Source organism: Clostridium omnivorum (assembly GCF_026012015.1).
GTDB lineage: Bacteria > Bacillota > Clostridia > Clostridiales > Clostridiaceae > Clostridium_AX > Clostridium_AX omnivorum.
Genome location: NZ_BRXR01000001.1, coordinates 4,274,841 through 4,294,715, shown reverse-complemented (window position 1 = coordinate 4,294,715; position 19,875 = coordinate 4,274,841). Strand labels below are relative to the sequence as shown.

At 32.1% G+C, this 19,875-nt stretch carries 19 protein-coding genes; 5 read left to right on the top strand and 14 right to left on the bottom strand.

The window, feature by feature from the left end:
• Positions 1–47: 47 nt before the first annotated feature.
• The 5 genes from bsdE14_RS20390 to bsdE14_RS20370 form a co-directional block, all read right to left on the bottom strand.
• Positions 48–989 carry a tRNA dihydrouridine synthase gene (locus bsdE14_RS20390; protein ID WP_264851849.1) on the bottom strand — a complete coding sequence of 314 codons (942 nt, stop codon included), beginning with the start codon at positions 987–989 and terminating at the stop codon, positions 48–50.
• 123 nt (positions 990–1,112) lie between these two features.
• The gene (locus tag bsdE14_RS20385) at positions 1,113–1,805 is read right to left on the bottom strand and encodes a FadR/GntR family transcriptional regulator (protein ID WP_264851848.1); all 693 of its coding nucleotides are present in this window, start codon (positions 1,803–1,805) and stop codon (positions 1,113–1,115) included.
• Between the two features lie 223 nt (positions 1,806–2,028).
• Positions 2,029–3,426: an FAD-binding oxidoreductase gene (locus tag bsdE14_RS20380; RefSeq protein ID WP_264851847.1), complete on the bottom strand. Its 1,398-nt coding sequence runs from the start codon at positions 3,424–3,426 to the stop codon at positions 2,029–2,031.
• Positions 3,427–3,457: 31 nt separating this feature from the next.
• On the bottom strand, positions 3,458–4,657 hold the full coding sequence (locus bsdE14_RS20375) for an electron transfer flavoprotein subunit alpha (protein WP_264851846.1): 1,200 nt from the start codon (positions 4,655–4,657) through the stop codon (positions 3,458–3,460).
• Between the two features lie 16 nt (positions 4,658–4,673).
• Positions 4,674–5,462, bottom strand: coding sequence for an electron transfer flavoprotein subunit beta/FixA family protein (locus bsdE14_RS20370; RefSeq protein ID WP_264851845.1), 789 nt, complete (start codon positions 5,460–5,462; stop codon positions 4,674–4,676).
• Positions 5,463–5,904: 442 nt separating this feature from the next.
• Between bsdE14_RS20370 and bsdE14_RS20365 the strand changes: the two genes are divergently transcribed.
• Positions 5,905–6,261, top strand: a complete 357-nt coding sequence (locus tag bsdE14_RS20365; RefSeq protein ID WP_264851844.1) for a DUF1801 domain-containing protein — start codon at positions 5,905–5,907, stop codon at positions 6,259–6,261.
• A 27-nt stretch (positions 6,262–6,288) separates the two neighbouring features.
• Positions 6,289–6,798 carry a GNAT family N-acetyltransferase gene (locus bsdE14_RS20360; protein ID WP_264851843.1) on the top strand — a complete coding sequence of 170 codons (510 nt, stop codon included), beginning with the start codon at positions 6,289–6,291 and terminating at the stop codon, positions 6,796–6,798.
• Positions 6,799–6,901: 103 nt separating this feature from the next.
• Here bsdE14_RS20360 and helD read toward each other — a convergent pair whose 3' ends face one another.
• The 8 genes from helD to bsdE14_RS20315 form a co-directional block, all read right to left on the bottom strand.
• On the bottom strand, positions 6,902–9,166 hold the full coding sequence (gene helD / locus bsdE14_RS20355; protein WP_264851842.1) for an RNA polymerase recycling motor HelD: 2,265 nt from the start codon (positions 9,164–9,166) through the stop codon (positions 6,902–6,904).
• Positions 9,167–9,398: 232 nt separating this feature from the next.
• Positions 9,399–10,175, bottom strand: coding sequence for a GNAT family N-acetyltransferase (locus bsdE14_RS22360; protein WP_309298129.1), 777 nt, complete (start codon positions 10,173–10,175; stop codon positions 9,399–9,401).
• A gap of 117 nt (positions 10,176–10,292) precedes the next feature.
• A complete protein-coding gene (locus bsdE14_RS20340; RefSeq protein WP_264852311.1) occupies positions 10,293–10,940 on the bottom strand; it encodes a chloramphenicol acetyltransferase in 648 nt (215 codons plus the stop codon).
• A gap of 160 nt (positions 10,941–11,100) precedes the next feature.
• Positions 11,101–11,664 (bottom strand): DUF6652 family protein, encoded by a 564-nt coding sequence (locus tag bsdE14_RS20335; protein WP_264851841.1) that lies wholly within the window; start codon positions 11,662–11,664, stop codon positions 11,101–11,103.
• Between the two features lie 12 nt (positions 11,665–11,676).
• Complete coding sequence (locus bsdE14_RS20330; RefSeq protein WP_264851840.1) at positions 11,677–12,156, bottom strand: NUDIX domain-containing protein; 480 nt, start codon at positions 12,154–12,156, stop codon at positions 11,677–11,679.
• A gap of 61 nt (positions 12,157–12,217) precedes the next feature.
• A complete protein-coding gene (locus bsdE14_RS20325; RefSeq protein WP_264851839.1) occupies positions 12,218–12,805 on the bottom strand; it encodes a hypothetical protein in 588 nt (195 codons plus the stop codon).
• Between the two features lie 234 nt (positions 12,806–13,039).
• A complete protein-coding gene (gene hydG, locus bsdE14_RS20320) occupies positions 13,040–14,458 on the bottom strand; it encodes a [FeFe] hydrogenase H-cluster radical SAM maturase HydG (RefSeq protein WP_264851838.1) in 1,419 nt (472 codons plus the stop codon).
• Positions 14,459–14,480: 22 nt separating this feature from the next.
• Complete coding sequence (locus bsdE14_RS20315; protein WP_264851837.1) at positions 14,481–14,738, bottom strand: TM1266 family iron-only hydrogenase system putative regulator; 258 nt, start codon at positions 14,736–14,738, stop codon at positions 14,481–14,483.
• 452 nt (positions 14,739–15,190) lie between these two features.
• Here bsdE14_RS20315 and bsdE14_RS20310 point away from each other — a divergent pair, with 452 nt between their 5' ends.
• Together bsdE14_RS20310 and bsdE14_RS20305 are read left to right on the top strand one after the other, a co-directional pair.
• Positions 15,191–16,306, top strand: coding sequence for a M20 metallopeptidase family protein (locus tag bsdE14_RS20310; RefSeq protein WP_264851835.1), 1,116 nt, complete (start codon positions 15,191–15,193; stop codon positions 16,304–16,306).
• Positions 16,307–16,605: 299 nt separating this feature from the next.
• Complete coding sequence (locus bsdE14_RS20305; RefSeq protein WP_264851834.1) at positions 16,606–17,859, top strand: serine hydrolase domain-containing protein; 1,254 nt, start codon at positions 16,606–16,608, stop codon at positions 17,857–17,859.
• Positions 17,860–17,896: 37 nt separating this feature from the next.
• On the opposite strand, the gene bsdE14_RS20300 is transcribed toward bsdE14_RS20305, so the two are convergent.
• Complete coding sequence (locus tag bsdE14_RS20300; RefSeq protein WP_264851832.1) at positions 17,897–19,084, bottom strand: MFS transporter; 1,188 nt, start codon at positions 19,082–19,084, stop codon at positions 17,897–17,899.
• A gap of 89 nt (positions 19,085–19,173) precedes the next feature.
• Here bsdE14_RS20300 and yeiL point away from each other — a divergent pair, with 89 nt between their 5' ends.
• Complete coding sequence (gene yeiL, locus bsdE14_RS20295) at positions 19,174–19,839, top strand: transcriptional regulator YeiL (protein ID WP_264851831.1); 666 nt, start codon at positions 19,174–19,176, stop codon at positions 19,837–19,839.
• Positions 19,840–19,875 lie beyond the last annotated feature (36 nt).

Genomic DNA, 19,875 nt, shown 5'->3' with positions numbered 1-19,875 from the left:
AATGCCGCCATCTTAACTAGTTGGCGGCATTTAAAACGTAAAATTTTTTAACTTTCTATGATATCCTGTTCTCTGAACAAACTTGAGACTGCTTCATCATAATCATATAATTTTTCCGATTTTTTAATTTTCTTAGCATATTTCGTATTATTAGTAAACATAGGTATAATATAAAACCATAATTCCTTCATTTTAAATAGTACATTTCTATCTCCGTAAAGCACACTTTTATAGCCCTCATAAACTTTATCATGAAAATCTTTTAACAATTTTTTATCCAGCTTAATATTGTTTTCAATATCGCTAATCAGCCCTGGATTTGCTAATAGTCCCCTACCAATCATTACAGTTTTAACACTTTGAAATTCATTGATAAATTTCTTGTAATCCTCCACAGTAACAATGTCGCCATTATAACAGACAGGATTTTTACTTAAATTCAATGCATCCTTAAAAACTTTTAAGTTAGGTTTATTTTTATAAAAATCCTTTTGAATCCTAGGATGAATGATAAGTTCTTCCATAGGATATTTGTTATATATTTCGATTAAGTCATAAAATTCTTCCGGCTGGTCTTTTCCTATTCTAGTCTTTATTGAGATTTTTGTTACTGCTTCAGAAAAAATCTCCTCTAAAAATGTATTAAGTTCTTCTTTTTTTGAAAGAAATCCTGATCCTCTATTTTTCGATACTACAGTTCCAGAAGGACATCCCAAATTTAAATTGATTTCATTATATCCCATTTGTTTTATCTTCTTAGAAGTATGTATAAAGTCTTTTGCATTATTTGTAAGCAGTTGAGGAATTAATACTATACCTTCATTGTTTTCCGGCAATATATCCTTCAATTCTCGGGTTGTAAATCTATCACTTTGATTTGGAAAAATAAAAGGCGAAAAATATTTATCTATATTATTAAAAAAAGCTTTATGAGCATTTCTATAAATGTATCCAGTCAAGCCTTCCATAGGTGCAAAATAAAAATTCATAGGTGTAAAATCTCCTTTATCTACGTATATTATATTATTTTAGAAATCCAGCTATATAGATGGCGCTACTGCTTCATTAGTATAGATATTGAAAACGGCACTATTTGTATTGCTATCTATATTTTATTTAGACATATATTTATTTGCAAAATCCAGATGCTGTCTCATTGCTTCAGCAGCCTCAGCTGCATCATGTTTTTTAAGTGCAATATATACCTTTTCGTGTTGACTAGAAAGCAAAACCTTGTTATCTCCCTCTGCAAGTATTTTCGTTCTAGCATTTTTTATATACGCATCAATAAGTGAGGAAATTGCATTGAGAATTGATATAATCAAACTGTTTTTTGAAGCCTTTGCAATTTCGTAGTGAAACCTCTTGTCTATTTTTACTGCAGTCTCTTCATTTATACTATGTTTCAAGTCTTCAATGATATTCCCTATACTTAAAAGTTCTTCTTCAGTTATCCTGGCTGCAGCTAGTGCTACAGTCTCAACTTCTAATATTTTTCTTAATTCTATTATTTCCTTTGTATCACCTTTTTCAAGCATAAACATTATTGATAATGGCTCAAATAAATTATTTTCAAAGTTATCACGAACAAAATTTCCCCCACCTTGCTTGCACTCTATCAGGCCCATAATTTCCATAGCTCTCATAGCTTCTCTTACGGAAGTCCTGCTTACTTGAAGCATTTCAACAAGCTCTCTCTCTGTTGGAAGTTTATCACCTTTTTTTAAGGTACCATCCGCTATCATAGCTTTTATCTGCTCCATTACTTGTTCGTACACTTTGGTATTTTTTATAGGGCTCAACATAGAAATTTTCTCCTTTGTCTATTTATTTAAACTATCCTTATTATTTTTAAACATCTGTATTCTATAGTAGTAACTTAAGTCAATTTTAATTATTAATTTCAATAATATCACATTTTTAAAGTTTTTAAAATGACTCCTAAATTATACTTTCATATATATAATTCCAAATAAATAAGAAACTCAAATCTCAATTCACAAGAAGATTTGAGTTTCTTATTCAATATTATTGACATACCTTATCTGGATTTAATATATTCTTAGGGTCAAAGGCTAACTTAATGTTTCTCATCAATTCAATATAGTCATCCCCATATTGATTAAATAAAAATGTTTTCTTTGCATATCCTATTCCATGTTCTCCTGATACTAAGCCCTTTAATTCAACGGATTTTTTATACATACATTTAAATACTTCACTTAGTTTCTTTTCCCACTCTTCTTGTCCTAATTCATCTCTTAATACATATACATGTAAGTTTCCATCACCTGCATGTCCAAAGCTTCTTATTCTAATATTAAATTGCTCTTGAAGCTCATCAGTATATTTAACGAATTCTGCAACTTTATTTCTTGGAACTACAACGTCACATTCATCCATTTCTGTTGTTGTAGCCTTAACTGCTTCAAGGAAAGCACCTCTAGCTGACCATACTGCTTCTTTCCGTTCATCAGTATCAGTAATATATACGTCAATTGCCCCTTCCTCTAGGCAAATATTAGCCACATTTTCATAGTTTTTTTCAATCTCCTCTTTACTGTTACCATCAAAAGTTAAAAGCAAATAGGCATTTGAGGAATTATCAGGAAACTTTTTACCTAAAAACTCTTCTGCGGCAAGTATTACTTCCCTCTGCATAAATTCTATTGCTGTAGGAGTTGCTTTTGATTTTATAATCTTTGGCACAGTATTTATAGCCATCTCCAAATTTGGAAAAGGTATAAGTAAGCTTATTGATTTCTTTGGCAGCGGAACTAATTTAAGCACAGCCTTAGTTATTATTCCTAAAGTTCCTTCGGAGCCGCATATTAAATCCTTTATGCTGTAGCCGGAGCTGTTTTTAACTACCTTTCCTCCAACTTCCAAAACCTTTCCTGTTGGAAGTACAACAGTAAGACCTCTCACATAGTCTCTTGTAACTCCATACTTAACGGCTCTCATTCCACCAGCATTTGTATTTATATTTCCGCCAATTGTAGCTGATTTTTCTCCTGGATCTGGTGGATAGAAAAGATCATGAGCCTCAACAAATTTAGATATTTCCATTAGCAGAACCCCTGGCTCTAAAGTCAATGTAAGATTTTCTTCATCTAATTCAAGAATTCTGTTCATCTTAGCCAAGCTTATCATTATTCCGCCTTTTATTGGAACTGACGCTCCAACTAGTCCAGTTCCAGATCCTCTTGCTACTACTGGAATGTTATTCTCATAAGCATAAGTCATTATCTTTGACACTTCTTCTGTACTAAGAACCTCTACTAAAGCTTCTGGCAGCTTGCTTATTCCACCTAATTCGTCATGACTATAATCTTCATTTATATTTTTACCTGTAAATACTCTATCTTCACCTAGTAATTCAATTAGAAAATTGATATCCTTTTCATGCAGCTTTTTATACTCCATTCCCTCCACCTCCAAATATAATTCAAGTAATTTACGCTATTGCTTTCCCATCTTTTATACTTTTTATAAGCTGTGGTACTACCTCGTATATATCTCCTACAATACCATAATGAGCTACGTTAAATATTGAAGCCTTAGGATCATTATTTATTGAAATTATACACTCTGAATTGTTCATTCCTGCTGCAAACTGCACTGCGCCAGATATTCCACAGGTTATGATAAGTTTTGGTTTAACTGTTCTACCGCTAAGACCTATTTGTTTCTTAGCATCTATCCATCCTGCTTCGATTAGTGGCCTTGTGGCAGCTACTTGGGCTCCAAGCAAATCTGCTAATTCATTTATCATAGTTAAATCTTTTTCTGATTTTATACCTCTTCCTGCTGCCACTATTATTTCTGCGTCTGATATGCTAGCTTCTATAACTTTCTTAGTAATCTTTATTACATTGATATTTGAAATTAAATTTGACTTATTCATTTCTACAGCTGTAAGCTTTCCAGAAGGTTCAGCTGTTCTTTTTGGAGCATTCATAACTTTATATCTTACTGTTGCTAGCTGTGGTCTATTGTTTGGATTTAAAATTTGAGCCATTATATTGCCACCAAAAGCTGGCCTTATTTGTACTAAATCTGTATTTTCCTTCATATCAAGTATTGTGCAGTCTGCTGTAAGTCCAGTTCTAAATCTAGCAGCAACCCTTGGTGCAAGCGACCTTCCTACAGTTGTGGCTCCTACTAATAGTGTTGATGGCATTACTTTATTTATAAAGTCTTCCATGGCCTTAGTATATGGTTCTATTGTAAAGTGCTTCAATTCTTCATAATCATATATGAATACCTCGTCTACTCCATAATGAAGTATCTCCTGCGCTTTATCCTTTATATTATGTCCTAGGAATACTGCATATACTGGATGATTTATTTTGGCACTTAATTCTTTTGCTTTTCCAATAAGTTCATAGGTTACAGGATGTATGTCCCCTTCTACATGATCTACATATACTGCTATACCCTTCCATAAACTTTTATCTATTTTAGGAACTTCCTCTTCAATAAATTCCATAACACCGGTTGGCCCTTTATTCACACATAGCTTGCATACTTTACAGCCTGCATTTACCTCAATTCTTCCATCCTTATCTTCTATTGCACCAAAAGGACATATATTAACTAATTCTTCAATAATTGAAGGAGTTAACTTTTCTTGATTAACAATTAATTTACCCACAATAATTTCCTCCCTGCTATATAAATTTAAGTTCTTTAAGCTTAACAGCTAACCTATCTACAAGTTCTTCTCCTGTACCATTCCATATTTCCTTGTCTGTGTTAACTGCGGGTGGAAATATTCTTTCAACCTTTGTTGGTGATCCATTAAGTCCGTATCTGTTTTCATTTTGATCTTCAAGCTCCTTAAAGGTTAATACCTTAATTTCTTTATTTTTAGTCTCCAATTTCTTTCTGTAGGATGGAAGTCTTGGCTGAAATATATCCTTTTCTACAGTTAACAAACAGGGGAATTTTATTTCTGCAACTTCTATGGTGTTTGGCATATCCATTTCAACGATCATAGAGTTATTTTTTATTTCTTCGATCTTTATAACATTTGCTATATGCGGCATACCTAAATACTCAGCCATTTCTGGTCCTACTTGGGCTGTATCTCCATCTGTTGTTTGTTTTCCACACAGAATTAAATCTACATTCCCCATTTGTTTAACGCCCTGGGATATTGTATAAGCGGTTGCTAAAACATCTGCTCCTCCAAATTTTCTATCTGAAAGAAGTACCCCCTCATCCGCTCCCATCATATATGCTTCTTTTATTACCTCTAATGCTTGCAGTGGTCCCATGCTTATAACTTTTACATTGCCACCTACTTTATCTCTTATTCTTAAAGCTGTCTCCAGAGCATATAGATCATAGGGGTTCATTTTAGAATCTACACCATCTCTTTTTAATACCCCCGTCACAGGGTCAACTTCTACTTTTGAAGTTCCTGGCACTTGTTTAATGCATACTAGAATGTCCATGTTCTTACCTCCAATTATTATGTAAATTTCTTTGAAATCCAAATATTGGTCTCACAAAATAAGCCATAAGTCTCAAAATAATAAGTATAGATTGATGTTAGTCAGTGCTTATTTTGGTATTATGGTATGACCACTTTTCTAAATACTATCACATTTTTAAATATATTAAAACAATTGATATTCTTATAACACTAATATTTCATTCAAGGGTCTTACTGAAAGTCTTATTATATTTATGTTTTTACAAAATTTCTCTATGAAAAAATGTTTTTACAAGCCTATTTTATGCTTTCAAATTACTTTGCTAGATACTTTTTTAACAAGCATAAATAATTAACATTGAAAATTATTTAATATACTGATAGCATAAATAATATAAGAGCTATGTTTTATTCCACTATAAAGACTAATTAGTCTATAAGCTATATATGGAGGTATAATGATGAGTTTTGTTTCAATTGGTGAATATATCAGTACTTTAGATGAAAAAGGTAAAAATCATGTTTCAGACTTTGTAAATTTTATGAAGGAGGCATTTTCTAATCTTTCTCCTAAAATTAGTTTTTCAATGCCTATGTGGTGGATTGGTTCTAAAATGTATGAAGGTTATGTAGCAATTTCCGCTACTAAAAAACACTATTCTATTCATTTTCATGATGAAAATTATATTGTAAAGCTAAAACAGGAGCTGCCAAATTGTACTTTCGGAAAAAGATGTATTAATGTTAAGTATGGTGATGAAGCTGCTATTAATATTGTAAAACAAAATGTAAGTGAGTATTTGAATAGTAAAATTTAATTATTAAACTGTGAAGGAGAAAAATATATGATATTATTAAGACCATCTATGGATTATAGCCAACAAGTTTTAGAATACAAGAAAGAGTTTTTAGAGAATGGTGATACTTTAGCCGGTTCCTCATATTTGGAAAGATATGAAAATTACGAAGAATGGCTTAAATTTGTATTAGATAATGAAAATGAGAATACAAAACATACCCAAGTAACAGCTAGTGTTTTCTTGGCAGTAAGAGAAGAAGATAATAAATTAGTTGGCATAATAAACATCAGACATGCATTAAATAACTATTTATTTAATTATGGAGGACATATTGGCTATAGTGTAAGAAAAGACGAACGCAGAAAAGGTTACGCAAAGGAAATGCTAAAAATGGCTTTAGAAAAATGTACAAACCTTGGAATAAGCAAAGTTTTACTTACTTGTGATGCTGATAATATTGCTTCAGCTAAGACAATAAAATATTGCGGTGGAATATTAGAAAACGAAGTACAAGAAGAGGATGTATTAGTTCAGCGATATTGGATTGAGTTATAATATTGAACTAGTGCTTATACATTATATATTAAGGGAAGTCTTTATAGACTCCCCTTAATATATTTGGGATAAAAAGGTTATTTTGTATTTAATATTCAACTCACTATTTTGAAACAATAAAGTTGTAACTTCCATTCAGCAATGGTGTACACTTACCTGAATAGTATACACATAAAACATGGAGCGCCCTGGTACAGGCTGTATAAAGCAGCAGCCTTTCCTCCTCACAGCTGTAATTTTCATCTCCAGCATTATATATAAATACCACATCAAATTCTAATCCTTTAGCAAGATAAGCCGGTATTACTAAAGTATCATTATCATATTCACTATCATCTTTAATTATAGCTTTAACATGGACCTTGTCTTTTAGAAAACTGAATACCTCCTGTGCTTCCTTAGCTGTTCTTGTTATTATGCCAATTGATTTATAGTCTTTGTCCTTATATACTTTTATATCCTTAAGAAGCCTTTCTTTAATAGACTTTTCATCTGGAAAACCAAGCAGCAGAGGTTTATCTCCATTTCTTTCTACGCATCCATCTGTTATTTTATTATCAAGTAAGCTCCTTGAAAACTTAGTTATTTCCATTGTGGATCTGTAGCTTTTAGTTAGATTTATTATACATGTATCGTCTTTGGGAAATATGCTTGATATATTACTATAATCCCCCAGGTTCATAAATGGGTTGATAGATTGATGTAAGTCCCCCAGTATGGTCATATTTGCATTCTCAAAAAGTTGATTAAAAATTTCATACTGTAGAGGTGTATAATCCTGTGCTTCATCAATAATAACATATTTTATTTCTGAGGTTTTTGGGAGATCTCCCAGCGCACCTTTTAGATACAATAGTGGTGGCTGATCCTCATAATTAAGTATTCCTGTATTCAGACTTTCTAAAGTATAACTTTTGGTTTCATCAATCTTTTCCTCATCATACTGGGTATCTGATTTATTTAAGAAAAGCTCTAAATTATCAAATAGCCCTCTATAAATACCCAGTAGATTAAATTCTGTCATTCTATCTATTTCATGATAAATATCCTTTGTTTCATTCCTTACAATATCAATACTGCGCTCTACAATTTCCACATTATCTATATAAAAGCCAGTTTTCTCGAGTTCCGCAGCCACTTCTCTTATCCTCTTTTTTTCATAAGGCTTTATAAGATAGATAAATCTTTCTCTTATCTTATGAAGCCTTCTTTTTAGAGGAATTTGCTTATAATCTTTAAAAAATAATTCATGCAAATCTTTGGAGGAAATTATCAAATTACCCCTAAAAATTATATCTGTAAAATTTCTATCCATTTTTTCATAGTAGGATACATATCGTTTTAGTATATCTACAAATTTCGTAGAAGCTTTAAATTTTATACTTTTAATCCTTTTTTCATAATTATTATTTTTACTAGAAACAAGTATATATTCCATCATGTCACAATAATTTTCTTTTACAAGCTCATTACCCAAGGCATTATGCATATATTCCTTAAAGGTAGTCTGATACATATTGTCTTCTCCAAGCTGCGGTAATACACTTGAAATATAATCATTAAAGATATCATTTGGAGAAAATATTACTATATTTTGGGCAGTTATTTTATCCCTATGCTTATATAAGAGATAGGCAATTCTATGAAGAGCAACAGAGGTTTTTCCGCTTCCTGCTGGACCTTGGACAATCAAGTTTTTGTACTCCTCATTTCGAATTACTTTATTCTGCTCCCTTTGAATAGTTGTTATAATTGCTTTCATCTTATTATCGGTGCTTTTACTCAATATATCTTGCAGCACTTCATCATCTATCTTCAGATTACTGTCAAACATATATTCAATTTCACCATTACTGATTTTGTACTGCCTTTTAAGCAGTATCTTTCCATCAATAGTTCCTTCAGGGCATTTATAATTTGCGCTGCCAATTTCATAGTCATAAAACATGCTAGAAACTGGAGCTCTCCAGTCGTATACTAGAAAATCGTAATTGTCGTTAGTAAGATTTGAAATTCCAATATAGCACTTTTCAGCCTTGTCTTCTCCACTTTCTAGAAAATCTATCCTACCAAAATAAGGTATTAAAAGCATTCTCTCATATTTTTCTTCAAGCTTTCTGGTAAACTCATGACTTCTCTTTTGTATTTTCATGGTATCGATAAATTCCATAAAGTCTACAATTTGTTCAAGTCCATTGATTACAGAAACAGATCCTACGTTCTGCCAAAGTTCCCTTTGCGTTTCAATTGCATCCTTTTTAAATCTTTCTTTAAAATCACGTTTCTCATTAATCTGCTTTTGAACCTCTTTAAGCACCTCCTTCAGCCATTCATTTTCGAGCTTCCATTCAACATCGTTGATATTCATAAATCCACACTCCTTTTTGTGAAAAAATAAGCAAGATTTTTTTCAAAACCCTGTTGACATTGTGATTGTGAAGGAGTATAATATAATTGTAGAGTTATATTATACTTAGGATAATTGCGACATTATTTTTATTTTATCACTGTTATTTTGTTGTGTCAATTAAAAAGACATTTGTCAGTAGACAAATGTCTTTCTTTATATGTTTCACCTTTTATTTCTGTTCTTCATAATCTTAGTCCTCTTTAACCCATTCATACTTAATATCGTCCAGCTTCTCTTCATTCTCATATCCTCTACCAATAACCTTAAATCCATTTCTTTCATAAAACCGTTGAGCTTTACGATTTACTTCAAATGTATATAATATTAATCTACCTTTAGAATTAATTTTAGCCATATCAAGTAACTTTTTTCCTAGTCCCATTCCTTGATAATCATTATGAATATATAATTGATTTATTTCATTTTCATTAAATGCTATTACACCAGCAACTTTATTATTATCAACAGCAATGTATATTTCATTATCTTTAAGTAGAATATTATTCAGGAAAAAAACATGGTCTTCAAAAGAATGTATTTCCTTATGCCCAATGGCCCTTTCCTTACTATTTCTCCACATATGTACAGTATCTTCAGCATATGCTTGATTGTACTTTATTATTTTAATACTATCTAGCTTCATTATAATTTCAGAATCAAAGAATCTTTCTTGAAATTCTACGAGAGCTTGTATTTGCTCTTTGCTATATTTATGTGAATCTTTTGATACTACTAACTTATCTTCAACATCATTTTTTCTATGTATTATTGCTGTTACTATTCCATCAAATTCTTTTAACGGTATAAATTCTCCTATAATGTAAGCATCAATTTCTTCACCATCACCAGCCATAGTATCAGGTATATATCCATAATTTATTGGATAGTATATTTCATGTTCTGGATGTTTTGAAGCTAATGGTCTATCAATAATAACTTTAACTTTTCTATTTAAATAATGGTACATTATAATTAACTCCTTTTCTTATTTAACAATAAAACAGAATCTGCCTACATTGTATTCAATCTCACATGAGTAGCATTTTTCGTTCAAATTCACCACACAAATTTGCTAAATAAAAAATTAATATCCAAATGATAGATACTTTGCAGGATTATCTAAAATTTCTTGAAAAATGTTGAAGAACTGACCAACATGTAATCCATCCACTAATGCGTGATGTGCTTGTACTGATAATGGTAACTTAATTCTACCATTTTCTTCAAAGTACTTTCCCCACGCTATCCTTGGTATGCTATCTACTGGATTCATCTGGATTGGGTGTGTTACATTTGTAAATGAAATCCAAGGTATACTAGTAATATATATCAAATCGTCACGTCCTGGCTGATCTTCTAAACTAATGTTATTCCTAACCTTCTCTATTTCCCTTGATGTATTATACTTAAAGTTCTTAAAATTATCTATATAATGAACTGCACAAAAACTAAACACTTCTTCTTCTGTCAGCACTGTAAAAGAAGGATTAACATTTTCGTGTTCTACCACCTTTTCTCCTCTTATCCTAAATCTGAATTCCTTAACGCTATTCGCTGCTTTTGTTGAAGCATATAGAACAGTAATAAAAAATGGCAATTCATTTTCTTTAATGTATTTATAAAAACTTGTAATATCAACATTTCCGCAAATATTAAAGTGAGGATAATCAAGCTGCTTAAAATAATTAAAATGGTCTTTTCTCTTCCAGTTTTCAATGTTTACATATTTCATAAGTGTATCACTCTCCATTAAATTAGTACTTTTGTATTTAGTAACTACAAATAATATCTTTGCTATAATTAATATCACTAATTTTACAGTAGCACTCTTTTATAGCATTTCCACTTATCGATTACGAGGAGTTTTGTCAGATTTGCTTGTTTCTATAGGCTTATATAGATTCATATTTATATTTTATGATTAAAATTATGGTACTTAATATATCTAAAACAAAACAAATCTGCAGCAAAACATGAATCAACATTTTCCCGCTTCCTAAATTCTTTTCTTTGTTAAGAATTGCTGCAAAGCCTATTCCATAACATGAAGTAAATAGCACAGTAAGATACGTAAAAAAAATAGGAATTAAAAAAAATAGTGGTATTGGTGTGACAATGAAAATTCCTCGAGAAGCAGCAAAGAAAATTGTAAACAAAAAGAAGTATAAAGCAAAATTTAAAATGAAATACGGAACTGCCCCTAATTTCAACCTTTTCATATATTTACGCAAAGAATTGTATTCATTATTTTTGTAGAGCCTCCATGTATTAAATATATTTTTTATTCCAAATGCAATATTAAATATACCGGAGACTACAACCGCAGCTAACAATAACCATTGAATCCAATTTCCCATATTGTTTATAAGCAGTCCCCTAAATACACTTGCAAGCAACAATATAATCATTAAAAAATTGATATATAATCCTAGTAGAGTTTCCCTAATAATCTTCATATAACTATCTCCTTACAGATTTAATGGTTCTTCAATAAATACTGGTGAAAAACTATTTGTTTTTATATATTCCATTAATTCATTATGAATGTATGGTACGTAGTGAATGTTTTTTAACTCAGATATTTGTATCCACTTTGCTTCGCTTGAAATTTCAGGATTGTCAGGGTCTATATCAGGTACTGATGGATCCTTAATCTTATCATCTCCATTCAAAAAGCAGCGAAATACAAGGCTTATTTGTGGTTTATTCCCGTACATAAAATTACAATTGTTTGGCTCATATTCAAGTACGTATATTAACTCACCTACATTAACATTTAAACCAGATTCTTCAAATATTTCTCTAACCACTGCTTGTTTAACGGTTTCTCCTGGTTCAACTCCACCACCCGGTATATTATAATATTTACCACCGCCAAATTCATTTAATAAAATTTTATCATTATTTATAACAATCCCGCGCCCACTCACTCTAATATGATAACTCATTTTAATCACCCTCAATAACATATTTGTCCACTAATTTATCAAAAGAATATGACATTATAGCTTATATATTGAAAATCTCTAATTCTTTAATGCATTGATTTTTAGCCTCAAGTATATAGTATAAAATGAAGTCAGTATTAAATATTTTTAAATTTGTATCATCATGTTTTTCACTGAAATCTTCACAAAGATTATCAAGCAATTCACTAATTCCTTCGTAAGAGCATTCTGTAATACTTAATTTTTGGGGAATGACAATATTATTATCATAATACAAATTAAAGTACTTAGATAATATTTCATTAAGAATTGATAAATCTCTAAAAAGCAGTTCTCTTTGTCTTTTATCTTTTTCCTTATCAGTTGTAAACTGTAAGTATTTTGGATATATTGATTGTACCCAAATATAGTCCGAAACCAAATGACAGTAATATCGCATAACAAATGCATTATAACTACAATTAATATATTTCTCTCTAAAACGATTTAAGTCTATATTGGGATATTTATCATAATCATTGCCTATTATTTTTCTAAAATGTGAACATAGCTTTCCATCTTCAGCATCAGGAGCAAGATTACCTAAAATGAATAAATCACTATCAATTGATTTCCCCTTTAATATTTGATTTCCTATAATATAGTGCATTAGCCGTGAGGCCAATAAAGACACCCCCTATTTATATCACCTAAATGCAAAAGTTTATGTCCATATTATACCATAGCTTCCAATAAAATTCCTTTACCACTGCATAAAATAGTCTAAAAGTTGGTAAAGTTAAAATTGATGAGATTTTAAAATCTGTGAAAAAATAGAATCAGGAGCATATAAAAAGGAACCTTAAGGTTCCTTTTTATATATAATTATTCCTAAGATCATATGTTAGAATCTAAAATCTCTTTTACCTTTCTTCATATCAACAAGATGCTCTTTTACTATAGTTTTAACTTTCTCATTAGGTATCTTTTCAACTTCTTTAGCAATCACTGTTTCGCCATTTTCCTTTGTTTCCCCTGAAGCATAATCCTCTAGATATTCCTTAAGTGTCATCAAAGCATTTGGCTGACAGCAGTTAGCTATCTGTCCTGATTTAACAAGGCTCATGAAACGGTCTCCAGTTCTTCCTTCACGATAACAAGCTGTACAAAAGCTTGGAATATAACCAAGTTTAAGCAACCAGTTAACTATTTCATCTAGGGTACGGTTATCATTAACCTCAAATTGAGCTGAGTTATCTTCATCAGTTTCCTTTTCAACATAACCCCCAACACTTGTGCTTGAACCACCACTTATTTGGGATACACCTAATTCTAGTATGCGTTCACGAGTCTTTTGAGATTCACGAGTAGATACAATCATACCTGTATATGGTACAGCAATACGAAGAACCGCTACTATTTTTTCAAAAATTTCTTCTGATATTGCATTAGAAAAGTTATCAGGATCAATATCATCTGCTGGGCGGATACGAGGTACACTTATTGTATGTGGACCAACTCCCATTGCAGCTTCTAAGTGTTCAGCATGCATTAACAAACCTACAAAGTCATACTTATACATATTTAGTCCGAATAAAACTCCTATGCCTACATCATCAATACCTGCTTCCATCGCACGGTCCATTGCTTCAGTATGATACGCATAGTCATGTTTTGGACCTGTTGGGTGAAGCTCTTCATAGCTCTTTTTATTATATGTTTCTTGGAAAAGTATATAGGTTCCTATTCCTGCATCCTTTAACTTTTTATAGTTCTCTACAGTAGTAGCAGCTATATTTACATTAACACGTCTTATTTCGCCATTTTTATGCTTTATACTGTATATAGTCTTGATGCTTTCAAGAATGTATTCAATAGGATTGTTAACAGGATCCTCCCCTGCTTCCAAGGCTAAACGCTTGTGTCCCATATCTTGTAGAGCAATTGTTTCTTTTCTGATCTCTTCCTGTGTTAACTTCTTTCTAGCTATATGTTTATTTTTATAATGGTATGGACAATAAACGCACCCGTTTACGCAGTAATTTGAAAGATAAAGCGGAGCAAACATTACGATACGATTTCCATAAAACTTCTGTTTGATTTCCTTTGCAAGCTTATACATCTTTTCATTTTCATCTTCTAAGTCACATTCTAATAATACTGCTGCTTCTCTATGTGTTAGTCCTTTGCAGTCCTTTGCTCTTTCAATAAGACTACTTATTAACTCACGATTGTTTTTATTTTCCTTAGCATAAGCAAGTGTTTCCCTTATTTCTTGATCATCAATAAATTCTGTTGCAATTTTAGATTTAACATTATACATTTAAAACCCTCCAAATATTAATTTACTCACCGATAGACATCTTTGAATAAACTGTTTTGATGTTCACGTCTGGCAGCATACCTAATTTTCCGGAGAGAGCACTAATAACATCACTTGGTGCATCTATAGCCACGCTAATAATGCTAATGTGGTGTTTTGGGTAGGGGATTCCCATTCTGCCTATTATATATTCGCTGTATTCATGTAAGATACTATTTAACTTTTCTACAGAGTTTTTGTTTTCAACAATAATCCCAATAATAGCAATCCTTGTTTGCATACCTAAATCCCCTTCTTTACAAATAATAAAATCCCTGAACCAAATAAGGAACAAGGATAGCAAAAATCGTAAGCAATCACAAATAAACGGATTCCCCGAATTTTAAATAACTATTCTCTCGCCTTCTAATTTGGGACTGACCCTCATTCATTCAGAACGATACTTTTTTACGATATATTTATTATATGGAAAGCCCTTTGAAACAGCAGTGAATGCTAAATCTCAGGTGTCTTCTCACTGTTTTTTATTATACTACAATACTTTGTGAAAATAAACACATTTTTTATTACATAAACCATTAGCTAATTATTTAGACCTTATAACTAAACTGTCAAATACTATTTCTAATAAAGTTTATCTACATATACTTGTTCTAAAATTGTAAATATTGGAACAGCAGTGCTTTTGGTATATAATTGTTTTAAATACTTTAGGTGTGAAGGAGTAAAAAAATGAATGAAATGAATTTTGAACTAGCAAAAAAATTACGTCACGAATTACATAAACACCCCGAACTTTCAAATCATGAGGTTTGGACAAAAAAACACTTGCTAGAATTTCTTAAAAGGTACACAAAACTTGAAATTGTTGATAATGAGAATTGGTTCTATGCCATATATAGAGCTGGTAAAGATAAACCAAACATTGCCTTTCGTGCCGATATCGATGCTCTACCTTTTCAAGAAAATGATTCTATTCCATATGCTTCTAAGGTGCCCGGCATAGCTCATAAATGCGGTCATGACGGACATGCAGCTGGACTATGTGCACTAGCAATGGAAGTTGATCAAAATGGTGCAGATAAAAACGTGTTTTTCTTATTTCAGCATGCAGAAGAAACTGGTGATGGCGCTGCTCAATGTAAATCCTTTATTTCTTTAAATAATATTGAAGAAATTTTTGCAATACATAGTATGAGCGGCCTTGAGTACAATTCAATTAACGTTATTGATGGCACAATTCAATGTGCATCTAAAGGAATGATAATTCACTTTGAAGGTTCACCAACCCATGCTAGTCAACCTGAGCTAGGAAAAAATCCCGCATTTGCTATTGCTCAAATAGTTGTCTCTATTCCAAATGTAATTTCCTGTGCTAAAAACAAAGGTATGGTTCTATGTACTGTTGTTCAAATTGATGTGGGTGAAAGAGCTTTTGGCATGTCAGCTAGCAGAGGTAACCTGCTGCTGACTATACGTGCTCTTTATGAAGATGAAATGGAGGCTCTTCAGAAAAGTATTGAAGAACTTGCTAAATCAGAGGCAGATAAGTATGGCTTGAAAGTAACCTTCTCATATCAGGATTACTTTCCAGAAACTAAAAACCATATAGAAAGCAATAATAAAATTCGTATGGTTTGCCGCAATAAGGGCATACAAATAAATGAGTTAAAAGAAGCCATTAGACCTTCGGAAGACTTTGGACATTATACTAAATTGACAAAAGGCTCAATGTGTTTTATTGGAAACGGATATGACTACCCTCATATTCACACATCAGATTTTGATTATAGAGATGAACTTATTAAAACAACAGTTGAACTTTTCAAAGGACTGATAGACTTATAATTATCTATTTTATTATATCTTTGAATTATAGGCTTAATTTTGTTCTTTAAAAAGGCTTCATATGATGACTCCTACTTTACAATACTTAACTGTTAACTCAATTATATTGCATGCTAATACAATTATTCAAACTATACCATAATTACACATCCTTATAATAATATTATAAAATATGGTATAATATTAAGTGATGTTGCTGGAAATTCTTTATGTTAATCAGCATTATCAATTTGGTCAAGTTATATAGTTTGCAGTTAAGTATTAATTTATATGAATAAATTATAAAAGGTGTTGATCTTATGAAATTGAAAACGATAGAAAGTTATATGAATAAATATATAAAAATCTGGCCATTTTCAGGCACTATAGGTGTTTTAAGCAAAGGTAAAATTGTATTTAGCAAATCCTTTGGTATGGCCTGCCATGAATATTCTATTCCAAATAATATAGATACATGTTATTCTCTTGGATCAATGTCTAAACAGTTTACTGCATTTTTAATAATGCTATTATATGAACAGAAAAAGCTAGATATTGATAATCCCATAAACATGTATCTGCCAAAGGAATTATACATTGATAATAGAATTACAGCTCATCATTTATTATCCCATACTTCAGGACTTCATCAGTTTTATAACTGGGAGGATGATTTTTTTCAAATCTATGACAGAAACACTTTTAATCGTCAGGAATTCTTCGATAAATTTATAAAAAGACCGCTAAGTTTTGAACCTGGGAGCCAGTTTGAATACAATAATGCTAATTACAATATTCTTGCATGGGCAATTGAAAATATAGTTGGAATGGATTTTTGCGATGCTTTAAAAAAGTATATTTTTCAGCCTCTTGGCATGGAAAATACTGTTTTGGACGATGGACATAATATTATAAGAAACAAGGCTTTTCCATATCAGATGGATAGAAATGAAATAGTAAGGTGCCAATACTATAATGAAAAATTCAGCGTTGGCGCTGGAGCCGTATTTTCAAATTTCGCTGATTTGTGCAAATGGTATTACAGCCTCAAAAATAGAGTATACTTATCAGAAAATACCTATACTCGTTTTTTCAATGAAAATAAAAATGGTTATTGCTATGGATTAAACAAGGACAATGTATATGGGCGAACAAGATTCTATCACGGAGGAGATCATTTAGGAGTGATGACCTACAGGCAGGATTTTTATAATGAGGATATATGTATTGTAGTACTATCTAATCTTGAATGCGGCAACAATTACCACATTGGTAATGCTATTACTGAACTTCTTTTTACTGGACAAACTGAGGAACCTAAAAAAATACCCGAATTAAAATTGGACAAATCTAACCTTTCGAAATATGAAGGAGTATATTTTAAGGATAAGATAGTTTTAGAATTAGGTGAAGAAGGATTAGAATTTGTGCGTTTCAACGGTGATGTGCATCATCTTCTATATCCAGTAGGAAAAAATGTATTTGCAAAAAAGTGGTATGCACAAACCACCCCTTATATGCTTACAGAATGTGAAGATGGCAACTTTGAATTTTTTGGGTATGTAAATAAATAAAAAAAGCATGTTGAGAAACATGCTTTTTTATAAAACTTTAACTTACCCCTACTGCTTTTTCAACTTTATGGCAGGAAAAAAGTAGTATTATAGTTCCAATCAGTCCACATGCAATTGATAATGCTATAACCCCCTGAGGGCTAGTATAATCGCAAACCACGCCTCCAAGAAAATAAGCTAGCAAATTGCTGAACGTACAAGTTGCGGCACGATAAGTCTGTCCACGTACAGAATTTTCAATTGATACCGTTGAACCTATATAATAAACAGAGGTGATTGAAAACAGTGAAAACCCGCCTAGTTGCATTAACTGTGCTGCAAATATACCCATCATAGATCCCGACATAAAATAAAGCAGTGCTTTCATTGTCATAAAAACGCCTGAAGCTTTCAGCCAAAAATCACAACGTTTAATTTTCATAAGCTTAACTACTAGAAACATAGCTGGGAGTTCAAGCATTGCTCCAATGGAAGTGGCTAGACCCATTGTAGACTCGCTTCCGCCACGTGCTACCACTATCTGATACATATAATTGCATAGAAAATTATGACTTGCATAAAGAAAAAAGAAGCCTGCAAGAGCCATGGTAAAGCTTTTATCCCATAACTTTTGCTTAACTAAATTATCGCTGTGTTCTTGCTTTGTTGTAGCTATTTCCTTTGGGAATGCCAATACACCACCAAATAGTGCAAGAGCCAGAAGAGTTCCCATAAAAGGAACTACCTTTATGCCAAATTCTGCAATACTCCATCCGCATAAATAAGTAATGACACTATAAGCTAATGAACCGAAGCCTCGAGAAATTCCAAGATTTATATGCATACCTACCTGTATCTTCAACATGCCATAAGAATCGACCGTAGCCGGAAAAGTCTGCAGCAATATACACATAACTGCGAGAAGAACTACAGCTGGATATCTCTGAAGCCCAGCGAAATACAACACAGCACCACAGATTACTGTAACCCCAGATTGAACAAGTATTGCGAAGCTAAGTGCTTCTCTTTTGGTGCTTTTCCCAACGATTTGTGCCAGCATCAACTGAAGTATAAATGCACTTCCCGACACTATTCCAAAAATAATACCATATTGAGTATTGGAAAGTCCCTGAGCAAGGCTGAATTTGCCTGCATAGCAGATTAACACGCCAAAATTCCCCCATACCATTGACTGCAGAATGGCGTAAGGAAGTGTTGCATTTTTAGCTGCCTTCTTTTTTCCCATGTCTATCCCCCCAATTGTATCTGTTAGTTGCATTATAACAAAGTGGGCTGTACAATTATATGAGAAATCTCACATTATAGGAGGTAACCATGGAACGTGTCACATCACCTGAACAAATTAAAATAGCTGCAGAGAGCTCGGAATTTTTCCATTATTTTTCTGATCACATACTTACTTTTACTCAAATACATCGCTTTGAAGCTGATGAATTTATATTATGTGAAGGTCAGACACCAGAATATCTTTACTTTGTAGTAGATGGTAAGGCAAAGGTTTATATTACCCACAGCAATGGTAAAACTTCGCTGGTTAATTTTCTGTATGCACCCTGCTTTATAGGTGAAATGGAGCTTCTTAACGCTCAAAGGGATGCCATTGGAGTACAAGCTATGACTACAGTTACTTGTATTGCCATACCCATGCAGCAATTCCGTAATACTTTATTAAGCGATTCAGTATTTCTTAGAGAACTCTGCATATATCTAGGAAAAAAGGCTACTAATAATTCACGCACCTATACACACAACATGTCCTACCCGCTTGAAAATCGACTTGCCAGGTGTATTCAACTCACTGCCCACGGAAGTATTTACTCAGAAAAACATACCGAGACTGCAGAATATCTTGCTGTAACTTATAGACACCTATTATTTGTGATAGCTAACTTTATAAAAAAAGGAATCCTTAAGAAGATCACAAATGGATACAAAATCCTTGATCATGATGCCTTAAATCATCTTGCTAATATAGACTAATAGTTCATTGCAAGCAACGCTATAATTATCATAAAT

Excerpts from the sequence above, each read along its gene's own strand:
- bsdE14_RS20370 (WP_264851845.1), bottom strand. The coding sequence starts at position 5,462 with ATGGACATTCTAGTATGCATTAAACAAGTGCCAGGAACTTCAAAAGTA.
- bsdE14_RS20340 (WP_264852311.1), bottom strand. The coding sequence starts at position 10,940 with ATGAAATATGTAAACATTGAAAACTGGAAGAGAAAAGACCATTTTAAT.
- bsdE14_RS20380 (WP_264851847.1), bottom strand. The coding sequence starts at position 3,426 with ATGGAGTATAAAAAGCTGCATGAAAAGGATATCAATTTTCTAATTGAA.
- bsdE14_RS20330 (WP_264851840.1), bottom strand. The coding sequence starts at position 12,156 with ATGAGTTATCATATTAGAGTGAGTGGGCGCGGGATTGTTATAAATAAT.
- bsdE14_RS20390 (WP_264851849.1), bottom strand. The coding sequence starts at position 989 with ATGAATTTTTATTTTGCACCTATGGAAGGCTTGACTGGATACATTTAT.
- bsdE14_RS20365 (WP_264851844.1), top strand. The coding sequence starts at position 5,905 with ATGAGTTTTGTTTCAATTGGTGAATATATCAGTACTTTAGATGAAAAA.
- hydG (WP_264851838.1), bottom strand. The coding sequence starts at position 14,458 with ATGTATAATGTTAAATCTAAAATTGCAACAGAATTTATTGATGATCAA.
- bsdE14_RS20300 (WP_264851832.1), bottom strand. The coding sequence starts at position 19,084 with ATGGGAAAAAAGAAGGCAGCTAAAAATGCAACACTTCCTTACGCCATT.
- bsdE14_RS20385 (WP_264851848.1), bottom strand. The coding sequence starts at position 1,805 with ATGTTGAGCCCTATAAAAAATACCAAAGTGTACGAACAAGTAATGGAG.
- bsdE14_RS20310 (WP_264851835.1), top strand. The coding sequence starts at position 15,191 with ATGAATGAAATGAATTTTGAACTAGCAAAAAAATTACGTCACGAATTA.
- bsdE14_RS20335 (WP_264851841.1), bottom strand. The coding sequence starts at position 11,664 with ATGAAGATTATTAGGGAAACTCTACTAGGATTATATATCAATTTTTTA.
- bsdE14_RS20360 (WP_264851843.1), top strand. The coding sequence starts at position 6,289 with ATGATATTATTAAGACCATCTATGGATTATAGCCAACAAGTTTTAGAA.
- bsdE14_RS20315 (WP_264851837.1), bottom strand. The coding sequence starts at position 14,738 with ATGCAAACAAGGATTGCTATTATTGGGATTATTGTTGAAAACAAAAAC.
- bsdE14_RS20305 (WP_264851834.1), top strand. The coding sequence starts at position 16,606 with ATGAAATTGAAAACGATAGAAAGTTATATGAATAAATATATAAAAATC.
- yeiL (WP_264851831.1), top strand. The coding sequence starts at position 19,174 with ATGGAACGTGTCACATCACCTGAACAAATTAAAATAGCTGCAGAGAGC.
- bsdE14_RS22360 (WP_309298129.1), bottom strand. The coding sequence starts at position 10,175 with ATGTACCATTATTTAAATAGAAAAGTTAAAGTTATTATTGATAGACCA.
- bsdE14_RS20325 (WP_264851839.1), bottom strand. The coding sequence starts at position 12,805 with ATGCACTATATTATAGGAAATCAAATATTAAAGGGGAAATCAATTGAT.
- helD (WP_264851842.1), bottom strand. The coding sequence starts at position 9,166 with ATGAATATCAACGATGTTGAATGGAAGCTCGAAAATGAATGGCTGAAG.